The 15,250-nt window shown below is 45.5% G+C and carries 12 protein-coding genes; all 12 read left to right on the plus strand.

Annotated features, from left to right (window positions below; all coding sequences use genetic code 11):
* Nucleotides 1-86: 86 nt before the first annotated feature.
* The 12 genes from AC6I8Y_RS16915 (at nucleotide 87) to AC6I8Y_RS16970 (ending at nucleotide 15,247) form a co-directional block, all read left to right on the plus strand.
* Nucleotides 87-1,007, plus strand: coding sequence for a carbohydrate ABC transporter permease (locus AC6I8Y_RS16915; protein WP_234496970.1), 921 nt, complete (start codon nucleotides 87-89; stop codon nucleotides 1,005-1,007).
* Nucleotides 1,007-1,858, plus strand: a complete 852-nt coding sequence (locus AC6I8Y_RS16920; protein WP_234496969.1) for a carbohydrate ABC transporter permease — start codon at nucleotides 1,007-1,009, stop codon at nucleotides 1,856-1,858. The genes AC6I8Y_RS16915 and AC6I8Y_RS16920 overlap by 1 nt, the downstream gene beginning before the upstream one ends.
* Nucleotides 1,859-1,961: 103 nt before the next feature.
* Nucleotides 1,962-3,191 carry an extracellular solute-binding protein gene (locus tag AC6I8Y_RS16925; RefSeq protein ID WP_234496968.1) on the plus strand — a complete coding sequence of 410 codons (1,230 nt, stop codon included), beginning with the start codon at nucleotides 1,962-1,964 and terminating at the stop codon, nucleotides 3,189-3,191.
* 91 nt (nucleotides 3,192-3,282) lie between these two features.
* Nucleotides 3,283-6,390, plus strand: a complete 3,108-nt coding sequence (locus AC6I8Y_RS16930) for a beta-galactosidase (protein WP_498022320.1) — start codon at nucleotides 3,283-3,285, stop codon at nucleotides 6,388-6,390.
* A gap of 170 nt (nucleotides 6,391-6,560) precedes the next feature.
* Nucleotides 6,561-7,613, plus strand: a complete 1,053-nt coding sequence (locus AC6I8Y_RS16935) for a UDP-glucose--hexose-1-phosphate uridylyltransferase (RefSeq protein ID WP_498022322.1) — start codon at nucleotides 6,561-6,563, stop codon at nucleotides 7,611-7,613.
* 58 nt (nucleotides 7,614-7,671) lie between these two features.
* A complete protein-coding gene (gene galK, locus AC6I8Y_RS16940; protein WP_394150371.1) occupies nucleotides 7,672-8,835 on the plus strand; it encodes a galactokinase in 1,164 nt (387 codons plus the stop codon).
* 13 nt (nucleotides 8,836-8,848) lie between these two features.
* Entirely contained in the window at nucleotides 8,849-9,886 is a 1,038-nt protein-coding gene (gene galM, locus AC6I8Y_RS16945) for a galactose-1-epimerase (protein ID WP_498022323.1), read from the plus strand.
* Between the two features lie 244 nt (nucleotides 9,887-10,130).
* On the plus strand, nucleotides 10,131-11,597 hold the full coding sequence (locus AC6I8Y_RS16950) for a sensor domain-containing diguanylate cyclase (RefSeq protein WP_498022324.1): 1,467 nt from the start codon (nucleotides 10,131-10,133) through the stop codon (nucleotides 11,595-11,597).
* Between the two features lie 32 nt (nucleotides 11,598-11,629).
* Nucleotides 11,630-12,547, plus strand: a complete 918-nt coding sequence (locus tag AC6I8Y_RS16955; protein ID WP_252016909.1) for a LysR family transcriptional regulator — start codon at nucleotides 11,630-11,632, stop codon at nucleotides 12,545-12,547.
* 115 nt (nucleotides 12,548-12,662) lie between these two features.
* On the plus strand, nucleotides 12,663-13,277 hold the full coding sequence (locus AC6I8Y_RS16960; protein ID WP_234496961.1) for a LysE family translocator: 615 nt from the start codon (nucleotides 12,663-12,665) through the stop codon (nucleotides 13,275-13,277).
* 109 nt (nucleotides 13,278-13,386) lie between these two features.
* Nucleotides 13,387-14,091, plus strand: a complete 705-nt coding sequence (locus AC6I8Y_RS16965; RefSeq protein WP_498022325.1) for a COG3650 family protein — start codon at nucleotides 13,387-13,389, stop codon at nucleotides 14,089-14,091.
* 91 nt (nucleotides 14,092-14,182) lie between these two features.
* Nucleotides 14,183-15,247 carry an ABC transporter substrate-binding protein gene (locus tag AC6I8Y_RS16970; protein WP_498022326.1) on the plus strand — a complete coding sequence of 355 codons (1,065 nt, stop codon included), beginning with the start codon at nucleotides 14,183-14,185 and terminating at the stop codon, nucleotides 15,245-15,247.
* Nucleotides 15,248-15,250: the final 3 nt, after the last annotated feature.

The raw sequence follows: 15,250 nt of genomic DNA on the forward strand, positions 1-15,250 counted from the left end.
TCATCTAAAACAGTACTTATTGTTGATATTTACTAAAATTAATATGTGTTAACAGTATGTTGCGATGAGGTAGGAGTCACCTTGAAATGGAACAATCTGTGAAAACGGTATACCCCAAAAACCGATTACCTTCACAGCGGCGTAAGAGCCGCATTAATACCAATGTTGCCCCCTGGCTGTTTTTGGCGCCAGCGATGCTCATTTTTGCGGTTTACGTGATTTATCCCATTCTGGATAGTATCTGGCTGAGCTTTTATGAGTGGGACGGGCTCGGCGAGAAAACATGGGTTGGTTTAGATAACTATCGCGAGCTCTTTGACTCAGAAGCCTTCTACACCTCTTTAAAAAACAACTTTTTGTGGTTGGTGTTCTTTATGCTTGCACCACCACTAGGGCTTGCTATCGCGCTGTTTCTGAACCAACAGGTAAGGGGGATACGCGTTGTTAAGTCGTTGTTCTTCTTCCCTTTTGTTATCTCTCAAGTGGTTGTCGGTTTGGTCTTCGCTTGGTTCTATGACCCATCATTTGGTTTGTTCAATATCGTATTGGGCTTCTTCAATGTTGAGCCTGTCGCGATTTTGTCGAATGAGGACTACGTCACCTACGGCATCATTGCAGCGGGTCTGTGGCCACAAATTTCATACTGCATGATTCTCTATTTAACGGGCTTAAACAATCTCGATCCAGAGCAGCTTGAAGCAGCACGATTAGATGGTGCGAAAAAGCTTCGCATGCTTTGGTATGTGGTTCTGCCTCAGCTTCGTCCAGCGACCTTTATCGCTATCGTCGTTACTGTGATTGGGGCACTTCGCTCCTTTGACTTGGTTGCGACTATGACGGCTGGTGGCCCGTGGGGTAGTTCTACAGTGTTGGCATATCAAATGTACGAAGAGTCAATCTTTAACTATCGGATGGGTTATGGCGCGGCGGTTTCTGTTGTTCTGTTCCTGATTATGGATATCTATATCGCTTACTTCTTGTGGCGAATGCTGAGGAGTGAAAAATAATGTACCCACAACCGATCGAAAAGTCAGGACGCTTTACCAACATAAGCTATCGAGTGGCTTTGCCTATCGCCATTGTCCTGTGGTTACTTCCGCTTATCGCGGTAATGATGACGTCTATCCGCTCTATGGAGGACATCAACAAAGGTAACTATTGGGGATGGCCAACGGATATCCAGTTTATTGAAAACTATACTCAGGTATTCACTGCGACGCCTATGGGTCAATACTTGCTCAACAGTCTTATCATCACGTTGCCTGCTGTTGCTGGCGCGGTTGCTCTGTCTACGTTGGCAGGCTTTGCTCTAGCCAAATACAACTTTAAGGCGAACATCTGGATCTTTGCGATGTTCATCGCAGGCAATTTTGTCCCGTTTCAAATCTTGATGATCCCTGTGCGTGACCTGACCATTACCTTTGGGCTTTACGATACCCACTGGGCTCTCATCTTTTTCCATGTCGCGTTCCAGGCAGGGTTTTGCACGCTGTTTATGCGTAACTTCATCGTTGGCATTCCAAATGCACTGATTGAAGCGGCGCGAGTTGAAGGCGTCAGTGAAATGAAAATCTTTTGGCATGTCGTGCTACCTCTTGTGAGACCTGCACTTGCGGCATTGTCGGTTCTCGTCTTTACCTTTATATGGAATGACTTTTTCTGGGCACTAGTACTCGTTCAAAGTGATGAAGTACGTCCGGTAACAGCTGGATTGAGTTCTCTGAAAGGGCAGTGGTTGGCAGCATGGCAATTTATGTCGGCGGGTGCAATCGTCGCTGCTATTCCTCCGGTGGTGTTGTTCTTTACGATGCAACGTCACTTTATTGCAGGTTTAACATTAGGAGCGACCAAAGGTTAATTCTAATTGTACTGCATACCCCGCGTTGAATGCAGTGTATCAACGCAAAACATAACGATAACAAATGGAGCCTGAGCTTACGCTCGACAATAAGGATCTTACTATGAAAACTGTGAAACACCTCGTTGCTACCACGATACTAAGCGCAACTGTCTCTGCTACAGCATGGGCGGGTGAGTTAGTGATCAACTCTGACCAAGCAGACCCTGCACCAAAGGAAGCTTGGGCTGAAATCGTAAAACGATTTGAAGCAGAAAACCCAGACATTACGGTGAAGTACAACCTGTATGACAAAGAAGCGTACAAGACGACGATACGTAACTGGCTGGTAACGTCTCCACCGGATGTTGTGTTCTGGTATGCGGGTAACCGTATGAAAACGTTCGTAGACCGTGGTTTGCTTGAAGATGTGAGTGATATCTGGGCTGAGAATAACATGGCTCAGGACTTCAAATCTGCAGCACCGGCAATGACGGTAAACGGTAAGCAATATGGCGTACCATACACGTATTACCAATGGGGTGTGTACTACCGTAAAGATATCTTTGAGAAGTATGGCATCGCAGAACCGAAGACATGGGATGAGCTAAAAGCAGCCGCTGCAACACTTAAGAAAAATGAGGTTGCACCATTCGCTATCGGTACTAAGTACCTTTGGACAGCAGCAGGTTGGTTTGACTACATCAACCTACGTACCAACGGTCTAGATTTCCACATCGACCTAATGGACGGTAAGGTCCCATACACTGATGAGCGAGTGAAAAAGACATTTGCTAACTGGGCGGAACTTGTTGAACCAGGCTACTACCTTGAAAACCACGCATCATACTCTTGGCAAGAAGCACAGCCATTCCTATATAACGGTGAAGCTGCAATGTACCTAATTGGTAACTTTATTGCTCCAAACTTCCCTGATGAGTTGGAAGGCAAAATGGGCTTCTTCCAGTTCCCTGTGATTGACCCTGCGGTTCCTTTGGCAGAAGACGCGCCGATGGATACGATTCACATCCCAAGCAAAGCGAAGAACAAAGAAGACGCTCGTAAGTTCCTTGCATTTGTTGCTAAGCCCGAGATTCAGCAGCTTGTTAACGACGTTCTATTGCAAATCCCTACTAATAGCAAAGCGAAGCCAGCCGATGACGAGTTCCTAAACATCGGTGTTGAAATGCTAGCTCAAGCGAGTGGTACAGCTCAGTTCTATGACCGCGATACTGATCCTGCCATGGCGAAAGAGGGCATGAAAGGTTTCCAAGAGTTCATGGTAAAACCTGAGCGTGTCGATCAGATCCTCAAGCGTTTGGAAAAAGTGCGTCAACGTACATTTAAAAACTAGGTAAACACAGGATATCTGTTTTACCCAATACCAATGAGCGCTCTCAACGCATTGGAGCGCTCTTTTTGTCTCGGAACAGTAGGAAGTAGAGATGAGATCTTTCACCCAAGTCATCGCCGCTCGCGAGTGGGAAAACCAACACGTCGTGCAACGTAATGTGCTTGCCCCTCATGCGCCTTTGCGTGCCTATGGCACCATAGAAGAGGCTCGAACCAATCAAGCATCTTTAAACCAAGTGTCATTAAATGGTGAGTGGAAGTTTCACTTGTTGGCACGTCCTGAGGATATGTTGGAGTCGTATGTTGCGAGTGATTTTGATGATGGGCAATGGGACGCTCTATCCGTTCCGAGCAATTGGCAACTGCATGGTTATGACAAGCCAATCTATACCAATGTAAAGTACCCATTCGATGACAATCCTCCGTATGTTCCAGAGCAAAACCCTACAGGGGTTTATCGCAAGCGATTTCAATTTGCGAGTCAGTCAGGTGCGACTACAACCATCACGTTTGATGGCGTCAACAGTGCTTTCCATCTTTGGTGTAATGGGGCTTGGGTCGGCTACTCACAAGACTCACGTCTGCCTGCTGAGTTCGACCTGAGTGTTCATTTAGTAGAGGGCGAAAACCAACTGACCCTTATGGTTCTACGTTGGTCAGATGGCTCTTATCTAGAAGATCAGGATATGTGGTGGCTTAGCGGCATCTTTCGTGATGTCACTCTAAGGACCAAACCTAATAGCCATATTGCCGATGTCGAGACGATCGCTAGTCTCCAGTCTGATTATCGCGATGGGCTTCTTAAAGTGGTGACAAAAGTTGCCAAGCCAGAGTCTACTCAAACCATAATGGTCACAGTTTATGACGATACAGGGAGGCTTGTATCGGAACAGTCGCAAGTGATGGGCGTTGAGTTTGTTGATGAAAAAGGTGCGTGGGACAATCAATCTATCCATAGAATCAAGTTGGACGATGTAAACGCATGGAGCGCAGAGCGCCCTTATTTATATCGAGTTGTCGTTTCACTGCTTAACGATCAGAAGCAAGTTGTCGATTGTGAGGCTTACTCTGTAGGTTTTAGAAACGTCGAGATCTTAGATGGCCAGCTATGTGTAAACGGTAAACCTTTGCTCGTTCGTGGGGTGAATCGCCATGAGCATCACCCTGAGCTTGGTCATGTGATGACACGAGAAGACATGATTCGTGACATCAAACTACTTAAGCAAAATAACTTCAATGCTGTTCGAACGGCGCACTATCCAAACCATCCGATGTGGTATGAGCTTTGTGACCAGTTTGGCCTGTATTTGGTCGACGAAGCGAACATTGAAACTCACGGTCAGTTTCCAATGTCCCGTCTGTCTGATGATAGCGAGTGGTTAAATGCTTTCATGAGGCGTATGGTTAATCTGGTTGAAAGAGATAAAAACCATCCCTCGATCATCATCTGGTCGTTGGGGAATGAATCGGGAATTGGCAGCAATCATCATGCAATGTACCAATGGGTTAAGCAGCGTGACCCATCAAGACCGGTTCAATACGAGGGTGGCGGTGCGATGACATCGGCGACGGACATCATTTGTCCTATGTATGCCCGCGTCGATTGGGATTTACCTGTGGTCGGGCATCAGCCAGAGGTCACTCCCCGCGTGGGCATCAAAAAAGCCATTGCGCTACCCAATGAAACGCGCCCTCTGATCCTATGTGAATATGCCCATGCGATGGGAAATAGTCTTGGTAGTTTCGTTGAATACTGGAAAGCTTTTCGTGACCATCCAAGATTACAGGGTGGGTTTATTTGGGACTGGGTAGATCAAGGGCTTACCAAATTTGATGATAAAGGGCAGTCCTATTGGGCTTATGGTGGTGATTTCGGTGATGAAATCAATGACCGACAGTTCTGCATCAACGGACTGATTTTCCCTGACAGAACGGTGCACCCAACTCTATTTGAAGTTAAAAAAGCGCAGCAGTTTTTCCAGTTCAAGTTGATCAGCGACCAGCCACTTGTGATAGAGGCTGTGTCTGAAAACTTGTTTGTTTCCAGCGACAATGAACTCCTCTCTTGGCAACTTTTAGAAAATGGCAACATCGTGCAATCTGGAGAGGTCGCACTATCTATTCCCGCTCAAGCTAGTCTTCAGATACAGCTGTGTGATGCTATCAAGCGAATCCCTGGCGCACGCTATCACCTTAATCTACAAGCGAGATTAATCAATGCTACACCTTGGGCAGAGTCAGGACACATCACCGCGTGTGAGCAAATTGAGTTAGCCTCTATTCCCAAGCTCCATCTTGCTGAAAAGGAAAACTTTGGTTCGCTCCAACTGCTTGATACTGATACCAAGCTTCGAATTGAGAACGATAGTTTTGTTATTGAGTTTGATAAAGAGACAGGCTATTTGGCTGATTGGATGGTAAGTGGAGCCGAGGTACTGAGCCAACCAATAAAAGACAATTTCTATCGTGCCCCCCTAGACAATGACATTGGTACAAGTGAAGCGAATAAGCTCGACCCTAACTCCTGGTTCGCACGCTGGGAGGCCGCTGGATTTAGAACGCTTCGACGAGACGTTCAAAGCTTTGAGGCTTATAAGGTCTCTGGTGGCATAGAGATAAAGTGTGTTGCTATCTACAGTAATGATCTAGCCGCCGTTATTTCAAGCACTTGGCGCTACAACATAGCGAATGATGGCTCGATTGCTATCGATGTTGATGTCACGCTCGCTCGAGGTCTACCACCAATTCCGCGTGTTGGTCTTGAGTTGTGTTTGCCAAAACAGACGTCAAGCGAAGATCGAGTTATAGTTGATTGGTTTGGCCGTGGTCCACACGAAAACTACCCAGACAGATTGTACTCAGCTCATATCGGTCGTTACCAAAAATGTCTTGAAGAGATGCACACCAATTACATTTTCCCTTCAGAGAATGGTCTTCGTTGTGATTGTCATGAATTAACGGTAGGCAATCTCTCGGTGGAAGGTGAGTTTCATTTTTCTGTCAGTGAGTTTAATCAAGCGAACCTTGCCAACGCAAAACACACAAACGACCTTGTAAAAGATGATGCGGTGTATGTACGGATTGACGGCTTTCACATGGGAGTGGGGGGCGACGACTCTTGGACACCAAGTGTTCATGATGAGTACCAACTTCGTGAGCAGCACTATCGATATGCCGTCGTATTGAGGACCGCGGATTAATTGGTTGTAACCGTTAATCACTTTTTGAACGTTGTGCAGAAATAAGCTAAAAGAATTGGATGTTTTGGGAGTGAAAACGTTTACATTATCGAGAGTTGCATCACGGATTACTAATCGACTAGCTTGATAGAATAATCAAAACGGGCCTGCGAAACAGATTGAGAAACATTATGGCTGATATACATTTTGACCCAGTAGACCACCCACATCGCCGTTATAACCCGCTGACCGGTCAGTGGATCTTGGTATCACCACACAGGGCCAAGCGTCCATGGAGTGGTCAAGATGAGAAACCCTCAACCGCTGAGCTACCAAGTTTTGATAAGGGGTGTTTTTTGTGTCCGGGTAACGCTCGAATCTCTGGCGAAACGAATCCTGATTACGAGGGAACCTACGTTTTCTCCAATGACTTTGCAGCATTGATGCCCGACTCACCAGACGCACCGCAATCTGACAATCCGTTGTTTAAAATTCAAGGCGTGAGAGGACTGAGTCGCGTTATCTGTTTTTCTCCTGATCACAGCAAAACCTTACCAGAGTTATCCGTCACTAAAATTCGTGGCGTTATCGATACCTGGAATGAACAGATTGAAGAGTTGGGTAAAGACTACCTTTGGGTACAGGCATTTGAAAACAAGGGGGAAACCATGGGGTGCTCTCAACCTCACCCTCATGGACAGATTTGGGCGAACAGTTTTTTGCCCAATGAAATTGAGCGCAAAGAGATCCATCTAAAAGATTACTTTGAACAGTACGGCTCTAACTTACTCGTGGACTATGTCGAATCTGAGCAAAAGGACGGTTCGAGAACGGTCGTCGAAACAGAGCATTGGCTAGCCGTCGTCCCTTATTGGGCTGCTTGGCCTTTTGAAACCATGTTGTTGCCTAAGGCCCATATTCGACGAATGAGTGAGTTAAGTGACGTGCAGCGCGATGATCTCGCCTTGGCAATCAAGAAGTTGACCAGCCGATATGACAATCTGTTTCAGTGCTCTTTCCCTTACTCAATGGGCTGGCATTTTGCGCCGTTCTTTGAAGAGGGTACGAATATCGACCATTGGCAATTACATGCTCTTTTCTATCCACCGCTTTTGCGCAGCGCCACGGTTAGAAAGTTTATGGTGGGCTACGAGATGCTCGCTGAATCACAGCGAGATTTAACGCCAGAGCAAGCCGCTGAGCGACTGCGCGTACTGAGTGACGTTCATTACAAAGAGCGTTAATACAACATCCCATACGTTGGCTGAGTCGACGTGTTTACACAAGATTTGAGAGTTCATTATGTCTGATTTAATAAATAACGTGAAAGCGTCTTTCAAGCAGGTATTAGATTACGAGCCGACCCATGTTGTGCAAGCACCGGGGCGTGTAAATTTAATAGGCGAACATACCGATTACAATGATGGTTTTGTATTACCTTGTGCAATCAACTACCAGACGGTGGTCGCTGCGGCCAAAAGAGAAGATAACCAAGTTCGACTCGTCGCTGTGGATTACGACAATGATACCGATGCGTTCAACCTAGAAGAGCCGATTGAGTTTCAAGACGATAAAATGTGGGCGAACTATATTCGAGGCGTGGTCAAGTATTTGTTGGCGAGGGGCTATGAGTTTAACGGCGTTGATATTGCCGTTAGTGGCAACGTGCCCCAAGGTGCTGGTTTAAGCTCTTCAGCGGCTTTAGAGGTCGTGATTGGGCAAACCTTTAAAGTGCTTTATGACTTAGATATCAGCCAAGAAGAAATCGCGCTAAACGGCCAACAAGCTGAGAATGAGTTTGTTGGCTGTAACTGCGGAATTATGGACCAGATGATTTCGGCGAAGGGACAAAAAGATCATGCCATGTTACTCGATTGTCGAAGCCTTGAATCCACCTCTGTATCTATGCCCGAAGGCATGTCTGTCGTCATTATTAACTCCAACAAAAAGCGCGGTTTAGTTGATAGTGAATACAACACCAGACGACAACAGTGTGAAGAAGCGGCTCGCGTGTTAGGGGTTAAAGCGCTGCGTGACGTGTCGATTGAGGCGTTTAATCAAAAGCAGGACCAACTTGATGAGCTGGTCGCGAAGCGCGCTCGTCACGTCATCACTGAAAACGCGCGTACTGAAGAGGCGGCCAAAGCACTGATGGCTGGTGATATGAAGCGAATGGGCGAACTGATGGCTGAGTCACATGCCTCAATGCGAGATGATTTTGAAATCACAGTCACGGAGATAGATACGCTTGTTGACATCGTGAAGTCTGCTATTGGCGAAAATGGCGGCGTTCGCATGACGGGAGGCGGGTTTGGTGGTTGTGTTGTTGCATTAGTTCCACCTAGTTTAGTGCCAGTCATCGAGCAGGCAGTGAATCAGAACTACGAAGCAGCAACAGGATTAAAAGAGTCGATCTACGTTTGCCAAGCTCAATCAGGCGCGGGACTTGCTGAAGCGCTTTACTAATAAGAGATAAGTTATGGGAATCGAGTTTAGTGGTATCGCAAAAGATGGTCAGGCACCAAAGTTAGTCACCTTATCCAACGCAGCTGGGATGGAAATAACGGTCATGGACATCGGGGCGGCTTGGCTGAGTTGCAAGGTTCCAGTAGACAACAGTTTACGAGAAGTGCTGCTGGGCGTGAGTTCAATAGAGGCTTACGAGCGTCAGCAAGTCTATTTGGGCTCGACGGTTGGTCGATATGCTAATCGTATTGCTGGGGGGAAATTTTCGATCGATGGAAATAGCTACCAAGTAGATGCCAACCAAGCCGGAAACTGCCTACATGGCGGACATGACGGGTTCGATAAACGGCGTTGGAGCCTCATAAAACAAACAGCAAATAGCGTTGTGTTTGAACTTATCTCTGAAGATGGTGATCAAGGGTTTCCGGGTAGACTCGTGACGAGAGTGATTTACACGCTCACCGAAGACAACTCTGTCAACATTGATTACCGAGCCTCAACCAATAAGGCGACCCCAGTTAATCTTACCAATCATGCTTATTTCAATTTATCTGGGGCCGATAGCGGGGAGACGGCGTTAGAACATTGGCTTCAAATCGATTCATCGCATTACTTACCGACTAACGAAGTTGGCATCCCGCACGAAATGCCTGAGCTGGTGAGTGAAACGAGCTTTGATTTTAACCGCACCAAACGATTGTCTTCTGAACTACTAGTCAATGAGCAACAAGTACAAGCGAAAGGTTATGATCACTGCTATTTATTGTTGAGTAGGCGCGATATCTCCTCACGCGTTGCAGCGTTGCTATCTCCAGATAAAAAGCTGGGAATGTCAGTGAGTACGACCATGCCCGGGATGCAGCTTTACACTGGAAATTGGCTAGCGGGTACCCCAAATCGAAATGGTGGAACATACGAAGATTATACGGGTTTGGCACTAGAGACTCAGTTCTATCCAGATTCGCCAAACCGAGATTGGCGCGAATCCAACACCATTCTCAGACCTGATGACGAGTACAATCATAGTACGAGGTATTGCTTCGAGTTCTAAATGAACTATGCGTTCAGAGAACACAGGTTGAAGTGAAATTTTAGACTGATTTCGGTTTTGAGACGTAGCCGCGAAACTCTAGTAGTCAATATTTTAGGTTGTTTTAAGCAGGCCTTATTTTATAAATGCTGCTTAAGTCTCAAGCATATTGAGACGTAGATCCAGAATTACAACAGTGCGGAAGGAAAGTCACAGTTTTACCTACTATAAATAATACTCTTATAGATAATGGTGAGTGTATAACATGTTGATTCGGGCCAACTTTAGTACGTTGGTGACCTCGATTCTGATGTTGCTTTTGGGGACATTGCCAGCACAGGCATCTGGATTTTCGGTGCAAGATACAGGTGTTTTGGCGTTTGAACAGCGCGGAGAGCAACCGCTGGCTCCAAAGCGTCTGATAGTGTCTAACTCGAAGGCGTGGAAACCCTATTCTTTTCTCGACGACGCTAATCAGCCTGCGGGGATTTTGATCGACCTATGGAAAGCATACGGCGAAGCTAACGATATTGTTATCGAATTCAAACTTGTTGATTGGCAAGAATCCATTGATCTCGTCAAAGCGGGGCAAGCAGACGTCCATGCCGGCTTATTATGGTCGCGTGATCGAGAGAAAGTTTTGGCATTCGGAGAACCTCTATTCGAATTAGACACTCAGCTTTATTTTCATCACTCATTACAAAGCTTTGATGCTGATGAATTTCTTCTCGGTCACCACAACCACAAGGTCGGGGTAGTTAAGGGTGGTTATGAAGCAGAATATATGCTCAACCACTTTCCCGAAGTTGGGTTAGCTTATTTTGACAATAATGCTCTGATGATAAAAGCGGCGCGAGACAACAGGATTCGAGCCTTTGTCGCTGACCTTCAAGTAGCGAACTACTATTTGCATATTGGCCCCAAAAGCGGTCAGTTTATCGATGTTAAGCACCTATATTCGGGTGATATTCATTACGCCACGTCGCAATCGAATGTAAGCCTAATGGAGTCGATTATTGCCGACTTCAAACATGTCGGAAAACAGGATTTACAGCGGATTTACGGACGATGGATGCATATAGAAACCGTGTACCCCTCCTACTTACCGGCAATCGCCATTTCTGGCATTGTTATCATGCTTCTTATCTACCTAGTAATTCTAAAACATGTAGTGAGAACCAAGACTCAAGAATTGTCCGCTGAAAACGTACAGTTGAAGTACCTTTCAGAGACGGATGCTCTGACGGGGCTGTGGAATCGTCGCTATTTTCTGGACAAATTGAAGTACTTCCGAAGGTCCAACAGCAATTTAACGGTCATGATTATCGATATCGACAATTTTAAAATTGTGAATGATACCTACGGGCATATAAAAGGGGATGTGGTGATTAAGCATGTGTCCGAGAAAATAAAAGCATTGACTAACTCAAGTCATATCGTTGCTCGTATTGGGGGAGAAGAGTTTGCGTTAGCCTTCATTGATCAGCCTGTTTGTTTCTCGGATGAACTTGCACACCGTATTTGTGAGTCTATGAGAGATATCGACCTCGATGAGATAGATGGTTGGCCAGTGACCGTTAGTCTCGGGTGTGCGATCTATCATTGTGCTAGCGACTTTGAAACGCTGTATGAGGCCGATAAACTCATGTATGCTGCTAAAAAACAAGGTAAAAACCAGGCTGTAGTGGAGTACATACCCACTCAAGTTGAACCGGCACAAGCACTAGAATAGTGCGTCTGTCTAACGTATTTTTCACGGTAACAATGGCTAGTAAAACCAATCTAAACCTGTTGTACACGCTTCAAGTGCTACTCTCAGAAAAGCATGTCAGTCGAGCGGCTTCGCGTCTTAACGTGACTCAGTCTGCTGTTAGCCGTCAATTAAGTCAGCTAAGAGATATCTACCAAGATCCATTGCTGGTGAGAGAAGGAAGTCATTATGTTTTAACTCCCCGAGCAATACAGTTAAGTGCTGAGTTAGAAAAGCTATTAGAGGAAATTCAAAGAGTCTTGGGTGGTCAGGAGTTTGACCCGAAACTTTATGATCAAACGCTTACGTTTTCCTCATCGGATTATGTCGCACAATACATTTTTCCTGAACTTGTTAGCCAGTTATCGCCCCTCGCACCTCTACTCAAATTCTCTTACCGTTTGTGGGAACCTAAGTTGCTACAGAAGTTGGGCGATGAAGATGTTCAACTGGCCTCGACAATGTTGCCTAGTGCGCCGGAATCATTATGTTCGCGTAAGATTGGCGAAGATGTACCTGTGGTGGTAGTTCGAGAAGGGCACCCTTTGAGTTCGAAATCTGACATCACTTTCAATGATTTAGAGTCCTATCAACATATCCGAATTTCCGCAGGAGGAGACAAAGACAGTTTTCTCGACTCTGCAATGAAGGAAAGAGGCCTTGAGCGTCGAATTTTAGTTTCCACCCCGTTTTTTAGCTCGGCTTTCGCGATGGTGCAGCAAAGTGATGGGTTATTAACGCTACCAGAGCACATTGCTCACAATCTCGAGAAACGCTTATCACTGCGTACCTTCTCACTGCCATTTAGTCCGCCTACACATCAGTACTGGCTTATATGGCATCCAAAGTACGAACAAGATCCTGCCCACAAGTGGGTAAGAGACAAAGTCCTCGCGTATATGCAATCGTCTATGTATTCCGTGAAAAGTTGATTCTCTATGTACTATGATTTCATGTGATGATTGCCATGATTATTTGTGATTTCAAATCATGATATTGAGATGATAGAGTTCAATCAATGAGTTGGAAATACACACGGAATACATCATGACGTTTACGATTTGGTTATCACTACTAGCCATTTGCTTATTAGGGGCTATGTCCCCAGGTCCGAGTTTAGCGATTGTTGCTAAACACAGCTTGGCTGGTGGGCGACGCCATGGTCTCGCCACTGCGTGGGCTCATGCATTTGGTATCGGTGTGTATGCATTAGTTACTGTGCTTGGTCTTTCAGTGCTTCTACATCAGTTCCCGATGCTATTTAAGACGATCTCTCTACTGGGGGCGCTTTATCTCGCATGGCTTGGATATAACGCGATTCGCTCCAAAGGTGGCATTGTTGATAGATTAGAATCTGGCAAGCAAGTATCGGTAGCGTCTGCTGCAAGAGAAGGGCTACTTATCTCGTTACTGAGCCCGAAAATCGCTCTGTTTTTCACGGCTCTATTTAGTCAGTTTGTTGCCGTGGGCAGCGAAATTACTGATAAAGCCATTATCGTCACTACACCCCTGATCGTTGACGGACTTTGGTATACATTAATTACGTTTATGCTTTCATCACCACGCTTATTGAATACGCTAAAGTCTAGAGCGAAACTTATCGACCAATTGTCTGGCGTGGTACTGATTCTTCTTGCGGTAAGAGTTGTCACCACTCTATAGTTTTCTCACTAAACCTCACAGTTTAATAAACAAGTTTGTTCACTGAAACTTGAGATATGGTGTTTATCTTCATAGACTTAGATATCTCTCTCATGTTTCGGAGAACAAATTGAAACTACCTACCATACTACTCAGTGTGTTTACTGTTGCTGTGATTCAAGGGTGTGATCACGACTATGATGAGCCTCGCCCAGATGTGTTTACCCTAGAGAATATCGACAGATTAGTGGTTGAAGATATTCTAATTCCAGAGAAGCTCGATCCTAGAGAAAAAGACTATAAGTACCTAACGGGGGCAACCGATCTCAGCGGAAATGGCAGTGAAGAGTTATTTGTATTAATGCAAGACCCTTACTTTTGCGGGTCGGGTGGCTGTACGGCTTATCTATTTAGAGACTCCGGAGAGCTGATTAATCGAATGACAGTGACCAATTCGCCTGTACTCCTTGCTAATCGAGAAACCAATGGGTGGAAAAATTTTTATGTTTGGAGTGATGGTTCTCTTAGAACCATGGCATTTGATGGAAAATCGTACCCTTCTAACCCATCGGTTGAACCCGAATATGATAGGAGCCGAGAGTTAGAAGCTGCAAGGCTGCAAATTGAAATACAAGAGATCTATGTGCAAGACGGTTTTGATTTAACACAGGTCGAGGAAGTGCCGATATTTTTTCCTGCTCATACGTATCAATTTGACTTCAAGCATCATGGAGACCCTGATAACCACTATCTATTTACCATAGATATGGTTACTGGAGAATCGGAATTGGATATGCGTCCCAACACTAACGGCCAGGAGCCGGCTAAAGAGTAATAATTCTCAATTTTGAGATGATAAAGACTTCGCCATCACCCTGCTACTGTCCTAGGCTCTTTATGTTAGTAAAAGCTAAAGGACTTAGCAGATGTCGAAACGAAGTTTGGTCAAAGGAAGGGCTGTACTCAGTCGTTGGTTATATCTGTTGTTTGTTGTTTGCTTGCCCTTGTACGCTCACCAAGGCGATGACGCCGTTCACCTTTATAACTGGGAAGCGTTTTTGGCTCCGATTGTCATCGAGAAGCTGAGACAAGATCATCAAATTAGCATCGAACAAATCTATTTCTCTGACGAGTCAGTTCGTGATGAGTTACTGCTGAGTGAACGTGGTAAAACCATTGATATTGTTGTCGTTGAAAGTGTCCGATTACAAACATTGGGTCAACTCGGTGTAGTCCGCCCTATACCAGAGCTTCGACAAAAACTGTCAGGTCGTTTTGAGCACAAATGGATGGAGGCATGTGGTGATTTTGGTATTCCTTATGCGTGGGGTACCAGTGGTATTCTTTATAGACGTGATAAATTTTCCAAGCCGGTAGATTCTTGGGAAACGCTACTCAAGCCGAATAAGGGTCTCGACGGCAAAGTGTCTATGTACTACCACCCTATAGACCTTGTAGGGGTAGCGTTACTGTCATCCAACAAAAGTCCATTTACTGATGATGAAGCATCACTTCAGCAAGCGCATAAGCTATTGCAGACCCAACGATCATCGCTTGCTTCCACAGACTACATTCTTGCAAATGTTGCTACTCCAAGTGCGCTCGAGAGCATCGATATAGCTTTTGGTTATGCAGGTGATCACCATGTATTAAATGAAGCTGAAAACAAAGATGTATGGGAGTATGTTGTGCCTAATGAGGGCACAATTGTCTGGTTGGAGTGTTTAGCAATTCCTGCTGGTAGCCGTTTCCGTGAACAAACAACAGTAGCATTAGACTACTTGACCTCACCTGAAGTGGCCACTCTTAATGCTCAAAGTGCTTGGTTTTCAACACCCAACGCAAATGTTGAAGCTCTGCTAAGTAGAGAGTACCGTGAAGACCCTGCAATCAGTCCAGCCTCAAACCTCATTGAGAAAAGCTTTCTGTACACGCCCGTGAGCGACAACGGCTTACTCATTCGCCAAAGAATTGTAGAAGATTTGAGGTGATCT

This window comes from Vibrio sp. KUL78, assembly GCF_059725505.1.

Excerpts from the sequence above, each read along its gene's own strand:
- AC6I8Y_RS16915 (WP_234496970.1), top strand. The coding sequence starts at position 87 with ATGGAACAATCTGTGAAAACGGTATACCCCAAAAACCGATTACCTTCA.
- AC6I8Y_RS16920 (WP_234496969.1), top strand. The coding sequence starts at position 1,007 with ATGTACCCACAACCGATCGAAAAGTCAGGACGCTTTACCAACATAAGC.
- AC6I8Y_RS16925 (WP_234496968.1), top strand. The coding sequence starts at position 1,962 with ATGAAAACTGTGAAACACCTCGTTGCTACCACGATACTAAGCGCAACT.
- AC6I8Y_RS16930 (WP_498022320.1), top strand. The coding sequence starts at position 3,283 with ATGAGATCTTTCACCCAAGTCATCGCCGCTCGCGAGTGGGAAAACCAA.
- AC6I8Y_RS16935 (WP_498022322.1), top strand. The coding sequence starts at position 6,561 with ATGGCTGATATACATTTTGACCCAGTAGACCACCCACATCGCCGTTAT.
- galK (WP_394150371.1), top strand. The coding sequence starts at position 7,672 with ATGTCTGATTTAATAAATAACGTGAAAGCGTCTTTCAAGCAGGTATTA.
- galM (WP_498022323.1), top strand. The coding sequence starts at position 8,849 with ATGGGAATCGAGTTTAGTGGTATCGCAAAAGATGGTCAGGCACCAAAG.
- AC6I8Y_RS16950 (WP_498022324.1), top strand. The coding sequence starts at position 10,131 with ATGTTGATTCGGGCCAACTTTAGTACGTTGGTGACCTCGATTCTGATG.
- AC6I8Y_RS16955 (WP_252016909.1), top strand. The coding sequence starts at position 11,630 with ATGGCTAGTAAAACCAATCTAAACCTGTTGTACACGCTTCAAGTGCTA.
- AC6I8Y_RS16960 (WP_234496961.1), top strand. The coding sequence starts at position 12,663 with ATGACGTTTACGATTTGGTTATCACTACTAGCCATTTGCTTATTAGGG.
- AC6I8Y_RS16970 (WP_498022326.1), top strand. The coding sequence starts at position 14,183 with ATGTCGAAACGAAGTTTGGTCAAAGGAAGGGCTGTACTCAGTCGTTGG.